22 protein-coding genes, 1 tRNA gene and 1 pseudogene are annotated in these 20,366 nt (G+C 57.2%); 12 read left to right on the forward strand and 12 right to left on the reverse strand.

Features of this window, described 5'->3' with window-relative positions:
• Window positions 1-247: 247 nt before the first annotated feature.
• Both ACR0LY_RS06100 and ACR0LY_RS06105 read right to left on the reverse strand, forming a co-directional pair.
• Entirely contained in the window at window positions 248-2,011 is a 1,764-nt protein-coding gene (locus ACR0LY_RS06100) for an adenylate/guanylate cyclase domain-containing protein (RefSeq protein WP_480640640.1), read from the reverse strand.
• 139 nt (window positions 2,012-2,150) lie between these two features.
• Window positions 2,151-2,863 (reverse strand): annotated as a pseudogene (locus tag ACR0LY_RS06105) (IS6 family transposase).
• 110 nt (window positions 2,864-2,973) lie between these two features.
• Between ACR0LY_RS06105 and ACR0LY_RS06110 the strand changes: the two are divergent.
• Complete coding sequence (locus ACR0LY_RS06110) at window positions 2,974-3,207, forward strand: tyrosine-type recombinase/integrase (protein WP_368039709.1); 234 nt, start codon at window positions 2,974-2,976, stop codon at window positions 3,205-3,207.
• 65 nt (window positions 3,208-3,272) lie between these two features.
• Here the strand turns inward: ACR0LY_RS06110 and ACR0LY_RS06115 are convergent.
• Window positions 3,273-3,362, reverse strand: a tRNA-Ser gene (locus ACR0LY_RS06115).
• 202 nt (window positions 3,363-3,564) lie between these two features.
• On the opposite strand from ACR0LY_RS06115, the gene ACR0LY_RS06120 reads away from it, so the two are divergent.
• The 8 genes from ACR0LY_RS06120 to ACR0LY_RS06155 all read left to right on the forward strand — a co-directional run bounded on the left by ACR0LY_RS06120 (window position 3,565) and on the right by ACR0LY_RS06155 (window position 11,204).
• On the forward strand, window positions 3,565-4,932 hold the full coding sequence (locus ACR0LY_RS06120) for an SPOR domain-containing protein (protein WP_480567081.1): 1,368 nt from the start codon (window positions 3,565-3,567) through the stop codon (window positions 4,930-4,932).
• A 17-nt stretch (window positions 4,933-4,949) separates the two neighbouring features.
• On the forward strand, window positions 4,950-6,116 hold the full coding sequence (locus tag ACR0LY_RS06125; RefSeq protein ID WP_170348191.1) for a D-alanyl-D-alanine carboxypeptidase family protein: 1,167 nt from the start codon (window positions 4,950-4,952) through the stop codon (window positions 6,114-6,116).
• On the forward strand, window positions 6,113-6,736 hold the full coding sequence (gene tmk, locus ACR0LY_RS06130) for a dTMP kinase (RefSeq protein ID WP_170348190.1): 624 nt from the start codon (window positions 6,113-6,115) through the stop codon (window positions 6,734-6,736). Before ACR0LY_RS06125 ends, tmk begins: the two co-directional genes overlap by 4 nt.
• A gap of 10 nt (window positions 6,737-6,746) precedes the next feature.
• Window positions 6,747-7,868 carry a DNA polymerase III subunit delta' gene (locus ACR0LY_RS06135; protein ID WP_170348189.1) on the forward strand — a complete coding sequence of 374 codons (1,122 nt, stop codon included), beginning with the start codon at window positions 6,747-6,749 and terminating at the stop codon, window positions 7,866-7,868.
• Window positions 7,865-8,671: a TatD family hydrolase gene (locus ACR0LY_RS06140; protein ID WP_170348188.1), complete on the forward strand. Its 807-nt coding sequence runs from the start codon at window positions 7,865-7,867 to the stop codon at window positions 8,669-8,671. The genes ACR0LY_RS06135 and ACR0LY_RS06140 overlap by 4 nt, the downstream gene beginning before the upstream one ends.
• A complete protein-coding gene (locus ACR0LY_RS06145; RefSeq protein ID WP_170348187.1) occupies window positions 8,668-9,465 on the forward strand; it encodes an MBL fold metallo-hydrolase in 798 nt (265 codons plus the stop codon). The genes ACR0LY_RS06140 and ACR0LY_RS06145 overlap by 4 nt, the downstream gene beginning before the upstream one ends.
• Window positions 9,466-9,507: 42 nt before the next feature.
• Window positions 9,508-10,440: an AEC family transporter gene (locus tag ACR0LY_RS06150; RefSeq protein ID WP_170348186.1), complete on the forward strand. Its 933-nt coding sequence runs from the start codon at window positions 9,508-9,510 to the stop codon at window positions 10,438-10,440.
• A 71-nt stretch (window positions 10,441-10,511) separates the two neighbouring features.
• Complete coding sequence (locus ACR0LY_RS06155; protein ID WP_170348185.1) at window positions 10,512-11,204, forward strand: CbiX/SirB N-terminal domain-containing protein; 693 nt, start codon at window positions 10,512-10,514, stop codon at window positions 11,202-11,204.
• Window positions 11,205-11,237: 33 nt separating this feature from the next.
• Here the strand turns inward: ACR0LY_RS06155 and ACR0LY_RS06160 are convergent, their stop codons facing one another.
• The 5 genes from ACR0LY_RS06160 to ACR0LY_RS06180 form a co-directional block, all read right to left on the reverse strand.
• On the reverse strand, window positions 11,238-12,260 hold the full coding sequence (locus tag ACR0LY_RS06160; RefSeq protein ID WP_170348184.1) for a GGDEF domain-containing protein: 1,023 nt from the start codon (window positions 12,258-12,260) through the stop codon (window positions 11,238-11,240).
• On the reverse strand, window positions 12,257-12,844 hold the full coding sequence (locus ACR0LY_RS06165; RefSeq protein ID WP_170348183.1) for a heme NO-binding domain-containing protein: 588 nt from the start codon (window positions 12,842-12,844) through the stop codon (window positions 12,257-12,259). Before ACR0LY_RS06165 ends, ACR0LY_RS06160 begins: the two co-directional genes overlap by 4 nt.
• Window positions 12,845-12,965: 121 nt before the next feature.
• A complete protein-coding gene (locus ACR0LY_RS06170; protein WP_170348182.1) occupies window positions 12,966-14,525 on the reverse strand; it encodes a trimethylamine methyltransferase family protein in 1,560 nt (519 codons plus the stop codon).
• A 120-nt stretch (window positions 14,526-14,645) separates the two neighbouring features.
• On the reverse strand, window positions 14,646-15,338 hold the full coding sequence (locus tag ACR0LY_RS06175; protein ID WP_170348181.1) for an HAD family hydrolase: 693 nt from the start codon (window positions 15,336-15,338) through the stop codon (window positions 14,646-14,648).
• Window positions 15,339-15,362: 24 nt separating this feature from the next.
• Window positions 15,363-15,647, reverse strand: coding sequence for a DUF3572 domain-containing protein (locus ACR0LY_RS06180; protein WP_170348180.1), 285 nt, complete (start codon window positions 15,645-15,647; stop codon window positions 15,363-15,365).
• Window positions 15,648-15,734: 87 nt separating this feature from the next.
• Between ACR0LY_RS06180 and ACR0LY_RS06185 the strand changes: the two genes are divergently transcribed.
• Entirely contained in the window at window positions 15,735-17,135 is a 1,401-nt protein-coding gene (locus ACR0LY_RS06185; protein WP_170348179.1) for a diguanylate cyclase, read from the forward strand.
• 5 nt (window positions 17,136-17,140) lie between these two features.
• Here ACR0LY_RS06185 and ACR0LY_RS06190 read toward each other — a convergent pair whose 3' ends face one another.
• Genes ACR0LY_RS06190 through ACR0LY_RS06205 form a run of 4 tightly spaced genes read right to left on the reverse strand, consistent with a single transcriptional unit; the run spans window position 17,141 to window position 19,039 of the window.
• Window positions 17,141-17,614: a periplasmic heavy metal sensor gene (locus ACR0LY_RS06190; protein WP_170348178.1), complete on the reverse strand. Its 474-nt coding sequence runs from the start codon at window positions 17,612-17,614 to the stop codon at window positions 17,141-17,143.
• Window positions 17,611-17,961, reverse strand: coding sequence for a hypothetical protein (locus ACR0LY_RS06195; protein ID WP_254429470.1), 351 nt, complete (start codon window positions 17,959-17,961; stop codon window positions 17,611-17,613). Before ACR0LY_RS06195 ends, ACR0LY_RS06190 begins: the two co-directional genes overlap by 4 nt.
• Entirely contained in the window at window positions 17,954-18,565 is a 612-nt protein-coding gene (locus tag ACR0LY_RS06200; protein ID WP_170348177.1) for an RNA polymerase sigma factor, read from the reverse strand. Before ACR0LY_RS06200 ends, ACR0LY_RS06195 begins: the two co-directional genes overlap by 8 nt.
• 6 nt (window positions 18,566-18,571) lie before the next feature.
• Entirely contained in the window at window positions 18,572-19,039 is a 468-nt protein-coding gene (locus ACR0LY_RS06205) for an EF-hand domain-containing protein (RefSeq protein ID WP_170348176.1), read from the reverse strand.
• A gap of 199 nt (window positions 19,040-19,238) precedes the next feature.
• On the opposite strand from ACR0LY_RS06205, the gene ACR0LY_RS06210 reads away from it, so the two are divergent.
• Both ACR0LY_RS06210 and ACR0LY_RS06215 read left to right on the forward strand, forming a co-directional pair.
• The gene (locus ACR0LY_RS06210) at window positions 19,239-19,637 is read left to right on the forward strand and encodes a DUF983 domain-containing protein (protein WP_170348175.1); all 399 of its coding nucleotides are present in this window, start codon (window positions 19,239-19,241) and stop codon (window positions 19,635-19,637) included.
• 25 nt (window positions 19,638-19,662) lie between these two features.
• A complete protein-coding gene (locus ACR0LY_RS06215) occupies window positions 19,663-20,364 on the forward strand; it encodes an NUDIX hydrolase (RefSeq protein WP_170348174.1) in 702 nt (233 codons plus the stop codon).
• Window positions 20,365-20,366: the final 2 nt, after the last annotated feature.

Below are 20,366 nucleotides of genomic sequence, written 5' to 3' on the forward strand. Positions count from 1 at the left end.
TCAGGTAATCTTTTGCAGGAAAATGACGACCACATACAGTAGACCGGAATGTCAGTTTTGACCGCGTAGCCGCCGTCGGTTGATCGCGCAGCAGCAGTCACTATGGGCTCGAAGCGGCCATTCGCTGCTAGTTGCTCGTACGACTGCTTTGCGGACAAAGTGGTCGTTAGACTCCGGCGATCCAAGACCTTTTCTTACACAAAGAAGAAGCATTAATCCTCATTTTTTAAGTTAGCAAATTGTGTACTCATCCAGCGAGGCGAAGTGAGGTTGTCGCCATAGCGCTCCTCAATTCGGCTTTCAATCTTTTAGATATCTCGCGATCTTTGAAGTATTCAGTTTGAATGAATGTAGAAGGTCTAAAGTCCGGATCGTGAAGCAACAAATCGCGAACTGCTCGTTCAAGCTTGCAGTCATTATTCAAGTGAGTTGCGGCCGCAGTCCGATAAGCTGCCGCCCGCCGAGTGAGCCTCGCAAATTCATCCACGGTGTTAAAACAAGCCTCAAAATCACGCATGACATAGTAGGCAATTGCCTCTAGTTCACGGCAATATTCGGGCAAAAAGGGATCAAGCATCTTTGCACGCTTTTGGTACTCAAGAGCAGTCTTTCCATCTCCGAGAAAGTTATGGAGTTCACCGGTTCGTCCGACAATGAACGCGTGATTGGGGTTTAACTCCAGAGCGCGATTGAAGTGGAACTTAGCCCGTTCAAAGTCACGAACATAGAGCGCCAAGGAACCGGCAATTCGATGGCTTTCAGCGTCCGTTTCATCCAGCTCGACAGCTAGGTTCCCTGCTTCGACCAACTCATCCCATACATCTTCACCGGTCCATTCTGCTACTGTAGCGACAGCGCACGCCCTCCACGCATGAACTCGACCATATCCTGGATCTCGTTTCAGCGCTTCGTCAAACCAATGAACTGCTTCCTGTGCATTCTCCTTTGTGACTCCACCAATCCGGTGATAGTACAAACCGCGGATTAAACATTCATAGGCTTCCAGGTCACCCGGACGTTTGCGCTGTGCCGTGGCTTCCATTTGCCGTTCGATCTGGCCAGCCACACTAGCGACGATTTTGGCAACAAGGTCATCTTGGAAATCGAACAGATCCTCCAGATTGCAATCCGCCCGCTCTGCCCAAAGCTGTTCGCCTGACACTGCATCCGTCAGATACGCGTTGATCCGTATGCGATTTCCCAGCTTGCGAACCCCGCCCTCAAGACAGAAACGCACGCCGAGTTTCTGTCCAAGTTCACGAGCGTCCGCCGCAACCCCTTTTAACCCAAAACTAGTATTCCTGGAGATCGTGAGAATGTCAGGGAACCGGGACAACTCTGTAATGATGTCTTCCGTCAGGCCATCGGAAAAATACTCCTGCTCGGGATCATTGCTCATGTTCTTGAAGGGAAGCACAACAATTGAGTTGGTGGACTTTTGAAGTTCCGCCACGTAGGGAAGGCTACTGTCCTCGATAAGGGCGGTTCCGCAACTGTGCGTGCCAAGCTCGCCTGCAACAGCGTAGACCGTAATTGGTTCGGAAATATTTTTAAGCTTTCGGGTGCCCTTGTTCTCAAATTTTAGCTGGGCCGACCGCTTGGCGTGATCGAACACAGCATTGCTTACGAGGACCGTACCCGGCTCGGCTTCAGACTCAATACGACTCGCTACATTTACCCCATCGCCAAGCAAATCGTCGCCATCTACTACGACATCGGCAAGATGGACCCCAACCCTGATTTCTAGTCCAATCTCTCGCTTGGTTACTGGTGCAGCGAGTTGAAGTTGTAAGTTGTAAGCACAGCGAACAGCCGCCACCGGGCTAGAAAACTCCAAAAGAAAGCCATCACCCGCGCGGTTGAAGACCCGCCCATTGTGCGTGGACGCAACAGTTCCGATTAACTCGTTTAACAGGGTAACACGATTTATCGTGTCGACTTCATCTTCACGCATTCGAGTGGAATAACCGACAACATCAGCGGCCAAGATCGTAGACAATCTCCTATTCATATTGAAGGTTCCTATTGCGCATAAATTTTAAGCCCTAATGCACGATTGCCCCATAGTAAGCCATTTGACTTCAAGAGTCTGCAAGGGGTGCTGTCAGACGAATTCTAACCAGTCTCAGTTTGCCGCGGAAACCGCAAACCTATCCGGAACAAAGTTGACGCCACTCGCTAAGAGCGGCGGCGCGGGTCAGCTTGAAGGTATCTCGGCTTGCGAGCGATCCTTCTTGGTTGAAGTGGATGTAGACAGAGGAGTGGACCGAGACGAATTTCTGTAGACTTCGCATGCGCCTGAACCGTTGCATGGCGCGTTCGCGTCGTCGGAAAGGAAGGTGGGAATTCTCAACGCGGTTGTTGAGCCACCTGCCCGTCTGTTGTTTTTTGAGCGCGCCCAGCTCTCTGTGCGCGGTTCTGTATGAGGCGAAGCGATCCGTGACGACGTTTTCCGCTTTACCGTATCGCTTCATCAATTTCTTGAGGAATTTCAGTGCTGTCTGCTTGTTTCGGCGTTTGGTGACAACGGCTTCGAGTACCTCGCCTTCGTGATCGACGGCCGCCAGAGGTAGTGTCTCTTGCCATTCACCTTCACGAAAACCTCGTCCACGTGCCACTTCCATTTGGAGAACGCGCGCAGTTGCTGAACACGCTTCCGTCTGATCTCAGCAGCAAACATTGGGCCAAACCTGTTCCACCAATACCGGACAGTTTCGTGCCTCACGTCGATGCCTCGCTCGTGCAACAGATCTTCGACATTCCTAAGCGAGAGCGGGAAACGGATGTACAGCATCACCGCCAAGCGGATAATCTCGGGATTGGTTTTGAAGTATTTGAAAGAGGCGGGTCTGGTGATGGGCAAAAGCTACGCAACACCCCTACCCCGCTCACGCAAAGTTCTTCTGACAAGACCGGGCCGACAACGGATTCGTTTTCTGCAACCCTACGGGTGAGATTCTGGTATTAGAAAACGTGACCAAAATTGCAGGGTCGATCCGTGACGCTGCTGGGGTATCGCAGGACGTTTCGCCCTTCCACGGTACACGGCACTATGCGTTGACCCAGTTGCACAAGGCTGGTGTTGATGGCCTGACTATCCGTGCGCGGGCCGGTCATGCCGACATCAGATCAACGCAAGGATACATCACTGTTGACGATGATGATGACCGCAAAGCAGCCGCTGCGGTCCGTGATTCACTGCTGTAAGGCAAATGAAACGCAAATGGTGACTAGCTGGAAGTGGTGTGGCCGACCTGTAAATCGTTGATAAGTGGCGGGGAGACAGGGATTCGAACCCTGGGGACGCTCTCACGCCCAACGGTTTTCAAGACCGCCGCATTCGACCACTCTGCCACCTCCCCGCGTGGGGCTGGGTCTAAGGCCAACTGAAATCGGTGGCAAGAGCAAATAGGGAATTCTCGCCTAAGGATGTGCAGTGGTCTTTCCATGACACCTCACCCACGTTATGCTTTGCAGGAAAGACCGTAACAGACCGGCAAGACAGAACCGGCAATTGGCGGCGGGGTTCAGGAAACGAGACCCCTTCAGGCAAGGGATGACAAAATGAAGCGAGCGACTGAGACACGCGTAAAACCGCGATCGTGGGCGGTGCTGGCCGTGACATTGGCAATTCTGGCGGGGTGTGACGAGACACTGTCGACCGAGGAAGCATTGTCGGATGCACCAAGTGACGGCACCCAGACCAGCGGTACCGTCGAACTGTTTCCCGGTCATTCAGACAAATCAGGCGCAACGGTCGAAGCGCCAGAGGCCTTCAATGTGACCGAGGCCGCGCTGTGGGATGGGCGTCCGTCCTTGGGCGGTATCTGGGTTGCCCACCCGGATGTGACCCAACCCGAACGCGTTGTCATCAAGAATCCGAAAAACAACAAATCTGTGAATGGCGCCTTGTTCCGGCGGGAAAGAAACCTGCCCGGCCCGGCTTTACAACTGTCCTCTGCGGCCGCTGGCAAGTTGGGTATCCTTGCGGGTGCGCCGACCAAGGTTCAGGTTACTGCCCTGCGGCGCAAACCCGTAGAAAAAGAAGAACCCAAGCCCGAAGAAACCGCGACAACCGAGAATAAATCGGTCACCGATGAAGCAAAATCAAAAGACGCAGCCATAGAAACGGCTACGGCAGATGCCGAAAAGCCCACAAAGCGGAAATGGTGGCAAAAGAAGGAAACGGTTGCCGCAGCAGGTGCAGCCGGAGCCGCTGCAGCGGCAACAGGCGACGCCGCAGCTGAAGCAACCGCCGATGCCGCGGAAGACGTGGTTGAAACCGCAGCTCAGGCAACAGCGTCACCTACTCAATCTGACCCCGAAGTCACCTCGCCCGAGGAAAAGCCAGCCAAACGGAAGTGGTGGCAAAAGAAGGAACCGGTTGCCGCAGCAGGCGCAGCCGGAGCTACCGCGGCGGCAACAAGCGACACCGCAGCTGAGGCAACCGCTGATGCGGTGGGAGAAGTGGTAGAAACCGCAACTCAGCCCACCGCGGCCCCCTCTCTGTCTGACCCCGAAGTCACCCCTCCCGAGGACAAACCGGCCAAACGGAAGTGGTGGCAAAAGAAAGATCCTAACGAGATCACTGAAACGCCGCTTGACCCCGTTGCAGGTGCTGCAGCCGCGATTGAAGCGGCCGACCCCACCCCGGTAAGCGCGCCTGCTCCGGCGGCTCAGGATCCAGCACCACGATCTCTGACCAAGCCGTTTGTTCAGGTTGGAACCTTCAATGTCGAAGCCAATGCCAAGAGCGCGGCGCAAAAAATTGAGCGGAACGGGATGACGGCCAACGTTCGCGAGCTGAAGACCGACGACAAAACGGTCTGGCGCGTGCTGGTTGGCCCGGCAAAAACCCGCTCGGAACGCAACGCATTGCAAAGCGACGTCAGAGACCTTGGGTTTTCCGACGCGTTCTCTGTCAAGAATTGAAACAAAGGAGGCCCCTCGTGCTGTCCTCACTGCGATCATCCGTTTTGACCCTTGGGCTGGCTGTGTTTGCCCTGCCCGCCCAAGCCTTTGATACAACAGCCCGCGCGGCATATGTGGTAGATCAGACCACAGGTACGGTTCTACTGTCCAAAGAGGCCGATCTGCCCTTACCGCCTGCCTCTATGTCCAAGCTTATGACGCTTTACGTGGCGTTCGAGGCACTGCGCGATGGCCGCCTGACATTGGATGAAACACTGCCGGTTTCGGAACACGCCATGAGCTATGGCGGCTCAACCATGTTCCTGAACACGCAGGACCGCGTCCGGGTCGAGGACCTGTTGCGCGGCATTATCGTGCTGTCGGGCAACGACGCTTGCGTGGTGATCGCCGAGGCGCTCAGCCCTGACGGAACCGAGGCTGGGTTTGCCCGATACATGACGCAACGTGCGCAGCAAATGGGCATGAACAATTCCAACTTTGCCAACTCGAACGGCTGGCCCGCTGCCGGTCATATGATGTCCACCCATGACCTGGCTGTGTTGGCAAATCATCTGATTTCGGATTTCCCGGAATACTACCCCCTGTTCGCCGAGGAAGAGTTTGAATTCGATGGCCGCGCGCCGTCGAACAAACGCAACCGCAACCCGCTGCTCAAGCTGGGGATCGGTGCCGACGGTCTGAAGACCGGCCACACGCAAGAGGCCGGGTATGGCCTTGTCGGGTCGGCCAAACAGGGTGACCGTCGGGTGATTTTTGTACTCTCAGGTCTCGACAGCACCGGCAAACGAGCAGAGGAGGCTGAGGCCGTGGTTAACTGGTCGTTTCGAAATTTTGTCGAGAGGACAGTTGCCAACGCGGACACGCCGATAGCCGAGGCCAAGATCTGGATGGGCGCGCAAAAGACCGTGGGTCTGGTCCCGGAAGAGGACCTGTCGCTGCTGTTCCCAGTTCTGGGTGATAAGAATATCGAGGCCGAGGTTGTCTATGACGGGCCGGTCAACGCGCCAATTGAAAAGGGCCAACAACTGGCTGAGCTGGTTATCAAACCCGAAGGATTGCCGGAAATCCGCCGCCCATTGGTGGCGTCTGAAAGCGTTCCGGCCGGAGGCTTCGTGGTGCGCATGATGACCGTGGGCGGTATCTTTCTGACCGATGTGATCGGCAATCCACTGGACGCATTGTGACAAAGCCCGGGTTGTTTCTGACCTTCGAAGGCATTGATGGATCAGGCAAATCATCGCAGGCACGCATGCTGGCCGAGCGTTTGCGCGATCTTGGTCATGAGGTCGTTCTGACGCGCGAACCCGGTGGCTCGGTCGGGGCCGAAGAGATCCGCCGCCTGGTTTTGGAAGGCGACCCCGACCGCTGGTCGGCCGAAACGGAATTGTTGTTGTTCACTGCCGCGCGGCGGGATCATTTGGAACGCACAATCGAGCCCGCTCTTGCCGCTGGCAAAGTGGTTATCTGTGACCGATTTGCCGATAGCACTCGCATGTATCAGGGCCTGTCGCGCGGCGATTTGCGCGGGGTGGTTGATCAATTGCACAGCTTGGTGATTGGGCGCGAACCCGATCTGACACTGCTGATCGACATGGACCCACAAACCGGTCTGGCCCGCGCCAAGGGGCGACAGGGCACAGAAGAAAGGTTCGAAGATTTCGGCATCGATCTGCAGCAAAAGATGCGCGCCGGATTTCTGGCGCTGGCCGATGAGTTTCCGGACCGCTTTCGCGTGATTGACGGCAATCGCGACATGGACAGCGTTGCACAGGATGTGACAGATATCGTTCTGCAAGCTTTGTGACTGACGATAGATGAGCAACGATACCCCAACCCCGGATCAGGCCCCCGGTGCCCCGCACCCGCGCGAAACCCAGCAACTGTTTGGGCAAGCCGCGGCTGAACAGGCATTTCTGAGCGCCTACACCTCGGACCGGCTGCACCACGGCTGGCTTTTGACTGGCCCGCGCGGGGTGGGCAAGGCAACCCTGGCCTGGCGGATTGCACGGTTTTTACTGGCAACGCCGCCGGTAGAAGAGGATGGGCTGTTCGGTGCCCCTCCGCCACCTGAAACCCTTGCGATTGATCCCGAACATCCGGTCGCGCACCGCATTCTGGCCGGGGCCGAGCCGGGGCTGGCCGCCATCACCCGATCCGTGAATGATCAGGGGCGGTTGCGGAACGAAATCGTCGTTGATGATATTCGCAAGCTGGGGAAATTCTTCGGACTGTCCTCGGCCGATGGCGGGCGGCGTGTCGTAATCGTCGATTCAGCGGATGAGATGAATGTCAGCGCGGCTAACGCCCTGCTGAAAATGCTCGAAGAGCCACCTGCGCGCACGACATTACTGTTGGTTTCGCACCAGCCGTCACGCCTGTTGCCAACGATCCGATCCCGTTGTCGAACCCTGCGCCTTTCTCCACTTGGACCTGAGGATATGCAAGCCGCCCTCGTGCAAACGGGTGCGGACCTGCCCGCGCAGAACGACCATTTGGCGGCGCTGGCCGCCGGGTCGGTCGGCGATGCGGTGCGGTTGATCAATCTGGGTGGGTTAGAGATCTATGCTGAACTGATCGCCATTCTCGGCACTCTGCCGCGCATGGATCGCCAGCGCGCGCTGGCCCTGGCCGAAGCCGCTGCCCAACGCGGTGCGGCAGAGCGGTTCGAACTGCTGCTGACCCTGATCGACGTCGTCCTGTCGCGCCTGGCGCTGACCGGCGCAACCGGTGCGCCGCCACTACCCGCGGCTGCGCCGAATGAGGCGGAAACGCTGTCACGTTTGTCCCCATCTCCGCATCAGGCCCGTCAATGGGCCGAGGTTGCGGCGACAATCACGGCCCGCGCGCGCCATGGTCAGGCGGTGAACCTTGACCCTGCCGCTCTGGTCCTAGATACGGTGTTCAAGATACAGGAAACCGCCGGTCAGAGCAGATGAGCGACACCCCCCAGATCACCGACAGCCATTGCCATCTGGACTTCCCCGATTTTGAGGGGCAGCTGGACCAGATCATCGCCAATGCCGCCGAAGCAGGCGTGACCCGCATGGTCACGATCTGCACCCGCTTGCGCAACGAACCCACCATTCGTGCCATTGCCGAGGCACACGCGCCGATCTTCTATGCCGCAGGCACCCATCCCATGAGCGCCGCGGATGAGCCGATGGCCACGGTCGACGAACTGATCGCGCTGTCCCGGCACCCGAAATTTGTCGGCATCGGCGAAACCGGTCTGGATTACCACTACACCGCTGACTCAGCCTCGGTACAAAAGCAATCGCTGCGCGTTCATATCGAGGCCGCCCAGCACACCGGTCTGCCGCTGATTATCCACGCCCGCGCAGCTGATGATGACATGGCGCGCATTCTGGCTGAGGAACACCGCAATGCGCCCTATTCCTGCGTAATGCATTGTTTCTCATCCTCGGCGGAACTGGCCCGCGCCGCGCTGGATCTGGGTTTCTACCTGTCCATGTCCGGCATCGCCGCCTTCCCCAAAAGCCAGGAATTGCGCGATATCTTCGCTGCCGCGCCCGTCGACCGCGTTCTGGTGGAAACTGACGCCCCCTATCTGGCCCCACCGCCTTATCGCGGTAAACGTAACGAACCGGCCTATACCGCCCACACCGCCCATAAAGGGGCCGAAGTGTTCGGGTTGGACTATGCCGATTTCGCGGCCCAGACGCAGGCCAATTTCGACCGTCTGTTCACCAAGGCCGCAACCTACAAGGCGGCTGCATGACCCAGCTGCGCTGCACCATCCTTGGCTGCGGCTCGTCCGGCGGCGTACCGCGACTGGGCGGGCATTGGGGGGATTGCGATCCGCAGAACCCCAAGAATATTCGCCGCCGCTGTTCGATGCTGGTTGAACGTGACGGGCCAGATGGCACGACCACGGTGCTGATCGACACCACCCCCGACATGCGCAGCCAATTGCTGAGTACTGGAACAGGGCGTTTGGATGGCGTGGTTTATACTCATTCCCATGCCGATCACGTCCACGGCATCGATGACCTGCGCATGATCGTCTATAACATGCGCGAGAGAGTATCGGTCTGGGCCGACGGTGATACGCAGAACGCCCTGCTGGGGCGGTTTGGGTATGCCTTCATCCAACCCGAAGGCTCTCCCTATCCGCCGATCCTTGACTTGAAGTCCATCGACGGCCCGTTCGAAATCGACGGCCCCGGCGGTTCGATCCCGTTTCACCCCTTCAAGGTCAATCATGGCTCGATCGATTCTTTGGGTTTTCGGATGGGTAAGCTGGTGTATCTGCCGGACGTCGCCGAACTTTATGACGACGCATGGCCTATGATGGAAGGGCTGGACTGTCTGGTCATTGACGCCCTGCGCCGTAGCCCTCATCCCACACACGCCCATCTGGATAAAACGTTGGAATGGATTGAGCAGCTGAAACCCAAACGAGCGGTTCTGACCAACATGCATATCGACCTCGACTATGTCACGGTTGACGCCGAAACCGCCGATCACATCACCCCTGCCTATGACGGTATGGTGATCCATCAGGATTTATAGGGCACTGCCGTTGCAGCCCGCGAAACACTCTGGGGCGGCTGGATGCTGCAAACTCTGATCGAAGTTATCCTGCCGGTATTTCTTGTGATCGGTGCCGGATACGCCGCGACCCGCCTGGGGTATTTCAAAGAAGCCCATGTCGAAGGGTTGATGAAATTCACCCAGGGCTTCGCGATTCCCTGCCTGCTGTTTCTGGCCATCGCACATCTGGATCTAAGTGCAAGTTTCGATCCCCGGCTACTTGGCAGCTTTTATGCCGCGGCAACCCTGTGTTTCACCGCCGGTTTTTTCGGCGCCCGCCTGATCTTTCACCGCGAGTGGGAAGATTGCGTCGCCATCGGCTTTTGCTGTTTGTTCTCGAACTCGGTTTTGCTGGGCCTTCCGATCACGGAACGCGCCTTTGGGTCCGAGAATTTGGACGGGAACTACGCCATCATCGCCTTCCATGCGCCATTTTGCTATGCCATCGGCATCACGGTGATGGAAGTTGTCCGAAACCGGGGGAATGGCGGCAGGCGCATGATCCGGTCGGTGATGTCGGCAATGTTCCGCAATGCGCTGATCCTCGGTATCGCGCTGGGATTTATCGTTAACCTTTCAGGAATTGGCGTACCTTCAGTTTTGGACGAAGCGCTTGGCCTTATTACTCGTGCCGCCCTGCCCGGCGCCCTGTTTGCGCTGGGCGGAGTTCTGGTCAAATACAAGCCCGAGGGCGATCTGCGCGCGATTGCCTATGTCTGCTGCATTTCATTAATCCTGCACCCCGCCCTGGTTTGGCTGTTTGGGACCTCTGCTGGTCTGCCTCAGGATTTGTTCCGCTCGGGCGTTCTCACAGCGGCGATGGCGCCCGGCTTCAACGCTTATATATTTGCCAACATGTACGGACACGCAAAACGGGTGGCAGCCTCATCCGTTTTGATTGGAACGGCGACCTCGATTCTGACGGTCTGGTTCTGGCTGACACTTTTAGGTTGATGGCACCTTAGTTTGGATTGACTCTGGCGCGGCGGGACGCACCTATCGGTAAAGCTAACAGGACAATTCGAATGCACCACGCCCTTATCGTCGCCCATGGCCAACCGTCGGACCCGACCCCGGCCGAACAGGTCTTAGCCGAGTATGCCGCCGAGGTCGACGTACTGTGCGCAAAGGTGACTGTGCGGTCGGCAACGCTGGCGGCACCGGGTATATTCGAAGAGCGTGTTTCAAAGCTGACAGATGACGCAGTGATTTACCCGCTGTTCATGGCAAAAGGGTGGTTTGTCACCAGCGCCCTACCCAAACGCCTTGCCGGGCGAAATCTACGCATTCTGGACCCGCTTGGTGTCGACCCTGACCTACCAGAACTTGTGGCCGGGGCGCTGCGCGACAGGTTGGTGGAAAACCAGTGGACGGCGCAGGAAACGGATCTGGTTGTGGCCGCTCATGGCTCAGGTCGCAGTCGCAACCCATCTTCCGTTGCCCTTGCATTTGCCGGCACGTTAGAAAAACATCTGGTATTCAGGTCTATTCGTGTGGGTTTTGTCGAAGAACCCCCTTCCATCTCCGAGGCCGCGTCAGGTTTGTCGGAGCAAGCTATTTGCCTGCCCTATTTTGCCTGCACCGGCGGTCACGTTCTTGAGGACCTGCCGCAAGAGTTGGCTGAAGCCACGTTCAAAGGACAACTCATGCCAGTTGTCGGAGAGCTACCACCGATCAAGCGCCATATTGCAAACACTCTGAGCCGTGTGTTCGATTAGGCTTGATCGCATCTAAGCCGGGTCCGCGCGATTTTAATCCAAACGAACTCCGGATGCCGGGTCGCCTTGCCGACGCCCCACCAGTGTCGAGTATAAGCAATGCCGAGATCTGCCTTTCCTCTTCGCCTCATACAGCGCCAAATCAGCCGCGTTCAGAATTTCCGCAGATTTGGGGGGCGAAAACTGCGTGGACAACGCGGTCCCGATACTGGCTGATATCCGACAGGGGTTTTTCTCGAACACCATTGGTTTTTGCAGCCGGTCAATAAGACGTGACGCAATTGCTGAGAGGACAGATTCATCCATCAAACCCTTGATGATAATAACGAACTCATCCCCGCCAATGCGAGCCACTGTGTCATCGTTGCGGGTTTCCTCTACCATGATCCGGGCGGCCTGCTGCAACACGTGATCCCCCGCTGCGTGCCCATATTGATCATTGACCGACTTGAAGAAATCCAAATCCAGATGCATCAGGGCGAAAGGCGAATTCCCGGATATCAGATGGCCCAGAACCACGTCCATGGCCCGACGGTTCTTTAACCCGGTCAGCATATCGGTAAAGGCTTGTTCTTCGGCGGCCAACATCGCCCCTTGCAGCCGCAGGTTAAGCGACCGCGAAGCCTCCATCGCGGCCGATTTAGCCTCGACCAGGTACAGCAGTTCGATTGCAAGGTCGGTGCCAGAAAAGTCCGCACTGGTCAGCGCATAATCGCGTACAGCATCCAAAATCGAAATGCCGAAGGACAGGTTAATTACTGCGCCTTTTCCGTTGGGCAGTGGCGCAACCAATCCCTTCAACACCGTTCGTGGCGTATCATGGAGTTTCAGGTGCAGTTTTGCGCCAGCCAATGACATCAGAGCCGAAAGGGTTGTGACAGCGCGCGGGCGTATCAACTCGAATACATCCAGAAATTCTTTCCCCTCCATCGGTTGATCCGGGCGAAGTTTCTGCAACGTCGGCCCTACGCGTGTTATCCGCCCAGTTTCGCTCACCAGAACGAACATTGGACATAGTGTTTCCAGCAAAGAACCCAGATCGCCAGTATCCATCATGATTTGCGCGCCCCAAGATCGAAATGACGCCCTTCGGCAAAAGCGCTTTCCACAAGTACGACTGAGATGACTTCGGCCTCGCCCTCTTGCCCGTCATGGGACAACATGGCCAAGGCACCGTAATCGTCGGCCATGGCGCGCAAAACCCCGACCATAACGCTGGAATATCCGGCCAATCCGGGATGACAATACAATTGATATTCTGTTGGGCTCACCTCAATAAGCTCCAACATTGGCAGACAAAGGTCGGAAACTGCCAAACGGACGCGGTCGGACAAGTCATCCAGGGAATGCAGGAACTCTACATAAGTGACGCCGCCAAAGCGCAGCAGACGGCGCAGATCCTCCATATTCGGGTGAGACACCAGATATGTTCCCAAGTCCTCGAGTATTTCGGCACGTGGGCGCATTAGTTCGCGGCACAGTGCGTCCAAAACCCGGGCAGTCATGTCGTCATCGTAGACGAGCATGGCCTCGAACTCGGTAAATCCCAGCTCAGCCATCTCGGTCACGTGCAACCAGCACGTCTGCCCGTAGGTCGCGCATACGAAGGATTGTACCGCCCGATTGATCAGACCATGCATAAAATGCCCCAGATTGGTTACTTCTCCAATCTGGCCCGAGATTCCTTAACAAACCCCCAAGATAGGACGTTGGATTCCAACAATCTGAACAAATATCACAGTGGAAGTCTTTGACAGAGAACTAGAAATCCGTCGGCGCCCCACCTTCGGCCTTGCGACGGGCGACAAAGTCGGCAAGCTCATCCCGGATCGCATCATCCAGCGCCGGTGGTTCAAAGCTGGTGATGATCTCTTTGAACATGTGATGGGCCCGCTCCGCCGTCCAAATGCCACCCGCAACATTCCACCCCTCGAAGTTCTTCCAATCACTCAGAAAGGGTTGATAGAATGCGGTGGTGTAGCGGTCCTGCGTGTGCTGAATACCAAAGAAATGGCCGTCATTGCCCACCGACCGGATCGCATCCAACGCGATTTCATCTGGACCGGTCGCGGTAATTTCAGGCTGCATATAGCGCTGAATTTGCTGCAATATTTCACAGTCCATGATGAATTTCTCGGGGCTGGCGATCAACCCTCCCTCAAGCCAACCTGCTGCATGGTAAACCATATTGGTACCCGACTGAACTGACGCCCACAGAGAGTTCGAGGTCTCCCAAACCGATTGGCCATCGGGCACGTTTGCGGCACATACCCCCGACGACCGCATCGGCAGGTTGTAGAACCGTGCCATTTGCCCAGTCATCTGGGTGGAACGCATGTATTCCGGTGTACCAAAGGCAGGTGCGCCTGACTTCATATCCACATTGGATGTGAACGTCCCGATTACGCAGGGAATCCCTGGGCGCACGTATTGGAACAGAGCGATTGCGCACAAGGCTTCGGCCAGCGATTGCGCCACAGCCCCCGCCATCGTTACCGGAGCCATTGCACCAGCCAACGTAAACGGCGTCACAACAATCGCCTGCCCCCGCCGCGCCAAACGCAAGCAACCGTCAATCATCGGGTGGTCGTGTTTCAGCGGTGAGGTCGAGTTGATGTTGGAATACATCCGAGGCGTTGCCTCGAATTCCTCGTGGCTCAGCCCGCCAGCGATGCGGACCATCTCCATCACATCTTCGACCCGTTCCTTCCCGAGGCAATAGGCATGCATCGCCTTGTCAGTCAGGGTCAGCTTGTCATAAAGCACATCCAGGTGCCGGACACTGGCATGTATATCGACGGGTTCAACCGGATACCCGCCCGCAAAGTGAATGCAATTGAAATATTGCGTCAGTTTCAACAGGTTGCGGCACATATCTCGATTACCGGGAACCTTGGTACCGATCTCCATATCCCAGTAATTCGGCGGCGATGATACGTTGCCGAACACCATGTTCTTTCCGCCAATCTCAATCGTGCGGTCCGTATTTCGCGGAGTAATCGTAAAGCTTGAAGGGGCTTTGCCCACCATCTCCATGACAAAGTCCCGGCCCATGCGAACATTGTCGCCCTCGACCGTACACCCTGCCTCGCGCAGAATGCCTTTGGCTTCTTCGTTGTAGAACTCGATCCCGATCTCTTCGAGGATGCGCATGGCCCCTTCATGGATCGCCTCGATCCCGTCCTGATCCAACGGTTCAGTCGGGCGGTCGATGTTGATTGGCGGGCTCCACGGCATCTGGTCGATTACCGCAGTACCTCTGCGTTCAGCGGCCCCGGCACGTCCACCACCACGACGCCTGCGAGTTTTTGTGTCTGCCATCTGATCCTCCGGAGCTTGCTCTATCACAAGCAAGCCCCGAAGGTCGGGGGCTGGCCGCTCTGTCTGCGACAGACTTTGTCGGTTTTTTATCCCGAAGCGACGAAATCGGCTGGAGCGTGATCAGTTTTTCGCCAGCCAGTCGGGAATGTGGCCGATATCCGGCAACACGACATCCGCCATGGGCGCCAGTGCTTCGGCCGGGGCCATGCCCGTGAGAACGGCAATTGTCGTCATCCCGGCAGCGCGACCAGCTTGCAGGTCGTGCAGACTGTCGCCCACCATGGCCACCTGTTCAGGTGCCACGCCTACATGGGTCGCAAAGGCAAGCAACTGCCCGGGCCCTGGTTTGTACCCGTGGCCGCTGTCATAGCCCGCGACAAAGTCAAAATGATCGCGAATCCCGACCGATGAGAGATGCTGTTTCGCTGGCATCTCACCGTCATTTGTGGCCACGCCCAGCTTTAGCCCAGCCTGTTTCAAACCTTCCAGAAAGGGGGCTAATGGCACGGCCTGCGCCTGCGGAGCCGACGCCGATTCGGTGTTCAGAACATCGACCAGATCTTCCTGCGTCATGTCCGGAAGATGCGGAACCAAGGCTTCGGCGATTTCATCAACCGTACCGGCGATGACGATGCTGTCCTCGGAATAGGTGGCCTTTTCCAGGTCAAAGCCGATAACACGCCCCAATTCTGAAGCGCGTGCAGGGACACCGTCGGCCAGGCGCAACACGACATTGCGCCCGAAAGCCCCCCAGGTGTTGGCAAAGTCAAACAAGGTGCCGTCCTTGTCGAACAGGATCGCGTCGATAGGCATTGCATGCTCCTGCAAAGTTGTGGGTCAGGTCCAGTGGACGTCAGCGCCACCGGACAAAACCGCGCGGGCCTGTCCAGGCAGGTCATAGGGCACGGAATTCGCGTCACAGAAGGCGATTACCCACGAGTCGTCAAGCACAAGAAAATCCAGCACCGACCCCAGAAACTCGGGCTCGCCTGCTCTTTCGCGCAGGTCCTGTGTCGATGCACCGGTTGAGCCAAGGAAAATTGGCAGCAATTCTTCATTGCCCACCAGCCAACCCAGAACATTGAGCGCCAGCGTTTCGGCAGATTGGGCGTTGATTGACATAAAATAGCCCCGGATCAGGTCTTGGAAAGGGTTTGTTAACCAGACTCATAAACACTTTAGCAACGCATGCAATCAATGGTGACCGATATGTCCGTGCAGGGAACCATCCTTGTCCTCGACGGGGCCTCAACCAATCGCATCATGCTGAAGGTTCAGCTAACTGCGGCTTGGTATCACGTTGTTCAGGGTGAACGGCTTCAGGGTCTGCCCGGGCTTTTACGGCGTGCCAGGCCCGACCTGGTACTGACCTCGCAAACCTTGCCGGACGGCACTGCCGCTGACGTAAAGAAGCTTGTCATGGCAGACCCGGATTTGACCGATGTGCCGGTGGTTGCGATCGCACAGCAAAACGACAAGGCCGCGCGGTTGAAGGCGCTGGCTGACGGCTTGGACGATGTTCTGGCCCACCCGTTCAAGGATACGTTCCTGCTTGCGCGGGTTCGCAGCCTGTTGCGCGCGCGCGCCGATACCCAAGAATTGCAGGTTGGAACCAGTTCGCACCCCATCGGATTTGCCGAACCCAGCTCTGCGCTGATCATGCCTGCGAAAACCGGTCGAGTCGCTATTCTGACACAATCGTCATGCACCAGCGCTTTGTGGAAAAAGGCTCTATTCAAGCAAACACCGCACAACCTATCCGCTCATACAACATCCAACCTTCGGGGTATTCTGTCGGGACCTGTCCCTGATGCCATCGTGTTCGAGGTCAGTGCAAACCCGTCGGACCTCAAACTGCTGGCCGATCTGAAATCGCGAAGCACTACGCGGCATACGGTTCTGATTGGTGTTCTTGAGGAAGAGAATACCGAATTGGCATCCGAAGCGCTTGATCGGGGTGCCGACGCGATTTGCATGGGTAGTTTCTGCCCCGAAGAAACGCTGTTGCGCCTGGAAAACCAGATTGCGCGAAAGGCCCGGCTGGACCAGATGCGCGCGTCGCTCAGGCGCGGGTTGGAGGATTCCTGGGTCGATCCGTTAACCGGCCTGCACAATCGCCGATATGCGATGCGCGCGATGAATCAGATCATGCACAAGGCTGCGCGGACCGAGCAAGGTTTTGCGGTGATGCTGGCTGACCTGGATCACTTCAAGTGTATCAACGACACCTTCGGCCACACCGGCGGGGATCTGGTGCTGGCCGAGGCAGCGGCCCGGATGAAACAAACGATTGGCTCGGCCGGGTTCATCGCACGAATCGGTGGCGAAGAGTTCATGGTTGGCCTCGCCGAAACAACGCAGGCCAAAGCACTGAAACTAGCAAGAAGCTTGTGTGATTGCATCCGTGACAAACCTTTTGAGCTGCCAGACGCTCCTGCCCCAATACCGGTCACGATCAGCATCGGACTAATCGCAGCCCAACCAAACGGGTGGTCGCAATCTCATCAACTACCCCGGTTGGAGGGGCTGATCAAATCGGCCGACACCGCGCTTTATGCTGCCAAGTCGGCTGGGCGCAACCAGGTTCGGGTCCGGCAGAGCGCAGCCTGAACCGATCAATCCTTGTGCTTGCGCCCATGCGCCTTGCGCTCGACCACTTCCTGCAGCCGGTCCGCGTAAGCCTGACGTTCCGCGTCAGTCATCGCGGTGATGCGGCCCAGCCATTTATCCTGTAATGCGCTTTGCAATTCGGCCATGGCTTGCGCCTGTTGCTGCAGCAGCGCCTGTACCGCCTCGGGATCGAACGGTTCCGCGCGCAAGGCTGCCTCAAGCGCGGCAAAGTCCTGCGACCGCATCTTCGCCCCCTTGGTATGCCGCTCAGACAACTCACCGCGCAACGCTTTCCGTTCTTCTTTGGGCAGCGCCCGGTACAACGTTGGGGCAAATCCGGGCGGACCCTTGCCGTGATGCCCGCCTTTGACCCTGTAAACAGTGCCCAAAGCGACCCCGACAACCAAAAGGTTCAGCGCCAGCGATACGGTCAAAAGAACCGTCACCCACCGTCTTTTGGGTTTGGCATTATCGCTCATTCGGCGTCCTCCAGAAAAGTTGTGTCCAGGCCAAGGTCAGCGACCACAAAGCTGGTGTCCTGCGGAAAAATAATCGTTGCCGGGTCAGGTAAAAAGTCGGGCGCGGCAAATCCGATCCAAACCCCTGCGGCACTGGCCGCGACCAAACCACCCATGCTCTGCCAGCCTCCGATCCCGTCCAGCAGCCGCGCCCAGACAGAACGCGGTGGATCTGCAGGTTTCATCCGGTCAAGACGCACCGTTTCGGCGTCCGTCAGAATGCGAACCGCCAGATCATCGGGCAGTTCCGGCCGGGCTTGCCGTGCCTGAGCAAACAACTGGTCCAATTTCATGTCATCTTCAGCCATCTTCGTACCCCAGTTCATCTTGCCGTCCTGCCAGTATTGCCGCCAAGGCACGCTTTCCACGCGCGGTCAGGCTTTCTACCGCTTCAGTCGAAATGCCCATGATCCCGGCGATTTCAGGGTTGGGCAGTTCTTCGATATGCCGCAAAATCACCGCTTGCCGTTGGCGGTCTGGCAATTGCGACAACGCTGATTGCAGCGCATCCTTACGCGCCGCTTCTTGTAGCCGCTCGGTAGCGCTCAGGTCTTCATCCTCGGGCTCGGGCACATCGTCCAGACGGTCCGGCCTTTTCTTGCGCTGCACATCCACACACAGGTTCAGCGTAACGCGATAGAGCCAGGTGGACACCTTGGCCTGCCCCGGCACCCATTTGGGGGCCATCTGCCACAGCCGCATCATGGCGTCCTGCGTTACGTCTTCGGCCTCGGCGCGGTTGCCCAGCATTCGCATCGCGACTGAAAAACAACGCGGCCCCAACCGGTCAGTCAACTGACGGGCAGCCGCCGCGTCGCCGCCCGCGAACTGCCGCAGCAACGCATCATCTGTCGTATCCGCGGCACATTCTGCGCCGCGGACATCTTGAAATGGAGAGGTCAGATCCTCCATCCTTCATCAGCTGTCGTCAGAGTCCGCCTTGCCGTGTTTCTTGTGCTTGCGACCCATCCGCTCTTTCGCATCGGCGTATTCCTGTTCCGAGATCGTTCCGCTGTTATCCGCGTCGATACGGTCAAACATCTTGCCAGCGCGGCGCGGTTTGGGCAACTCGTCTTCACTCAGAAAGCCGTCCTGATTGGCGTCGTGTTTTTCGAACATCTTGGTCACGCGGTCATTGGCGCGTTTTTGGCCAGCGGCCTGCATTTCTTCGACGCTCAGTTTGCCGTCGCCGTCAGCGTCAGCGTTCGAGAATCGCTGCGTGCGGTGGGCCTCCAATTCTTCCTGCGTCAGTTGACCGTCACCATTGGCATCCAGTTCTTGAAAGCTTGCAGGTTCACGATCCTTTGGTCCGGCCGCCAATACGGACGTGCCTGTGATTGCAATAGCCGAGATAAGGATGGCCGGAATGAATTTGGCGCTTTTCATGTCGTTTTCCCTTTGTTTGGCGGCCCCATCGCCGCTGCTCACATAAGTTCAAACGCAGGGCTGGATGCTTTCCGTCGCAAAAATCCAAAAAACTTTGCAGGCCTTTACCAAAACCCCACGCCACAAAGCGACGCACCCCTCTTTTTTTCAGGGCAAAACAAGCGCATTATCCGGCTCAAACGAACGCGCGAGTTTTACAATGACAGATCAAACGATCGACACCACGAATGAGAATGACCGCCCTACTTGGCCTGCTTTGGTCAAAGGCTTCCGCTGCCGCTGCCCCAAATGCGGCGAGGGCAAGGTTCTGAAAGGTTATCTGAAGGTCAAGGACAACTGCGACTCTTGTGGGCAAGAGTTGTTTCACCATCGGGCAGATGACGGTCCGGCGTACCTGACCATTCTGCTGGTCGGTCACCTGATGGCACCGGCCCTTCACGTGTCTTATGTAGAGTTTCGCCCGGAACCGATGACCATGTTCCTGATCTTTGCCATCGGTTGTACGGCCCTGTCCTTGTTCCTGCTGCCTCGGCTGAAGGGCGCGGTTGTCGCGTACCAATGGGCACGTCGCATGCACGGGTTCGAAAAAGCGCAATGACCTCGCTCATCGGCTCGCACAGAACATGACAGTCGACAAATCAGCGATACGGGACGCGGCAACGGTCATCGTTCTGCGAGATCGTATGATCGAGCCGTCCATCCTGATGGGGCAACGCGGTGCAAAGGCCGTATTCATGCCCAATAAGTTCGTGTTTCCCGGCGGTGCCGTCGATGCCGAGGACAGCTCGGTACCTTTGGCCACGCCCCTGCCCGCGTTGTGCAGCGACAGGCTGGACGAAAAGTCCGAACCGGGATTGCAAAACGCACTGGCCGCAGCCGCAATTCGTGAATTGTGGGAAGAAACCGGGCTGATCCTGGGGGATCCCGGCGGGTGGAGCGGCACAGTTCCGGAGGATTGGCAGGGCTTTGCCGACTTGGGTTACCGCCCATCGGCCAGCGCGCTGCAATTTGTGTTCCGTGCTGTGACCCCTCCGGGGCGCCCACGCCGTTTCGACGCACGGTTCTTTCTGGTCGATGCCAACGCCGTTCAGGGGGATCTGGATGATTTCAGCCGTGCGTCGGATGAGCTGTCCCATTTGCAATGGGTCCCGCTGGACCGCGCGCGCGAACTGGACCTGCCCTTCATTACCGAGGTCGTTCTTGCGGAAATAGCGGCCCGGGCTACAAATCCCGAACCACCCGCCACCGTGCCGCTATATCTGCATACCGAAGAACAAAGCCTGTTCTTGCAGCTCAAGGGTTATCCCATGCCCGACGCGGACTAGGC

This window comes from Ruegeria sp. BC5 (assembly GCF_056539205.1).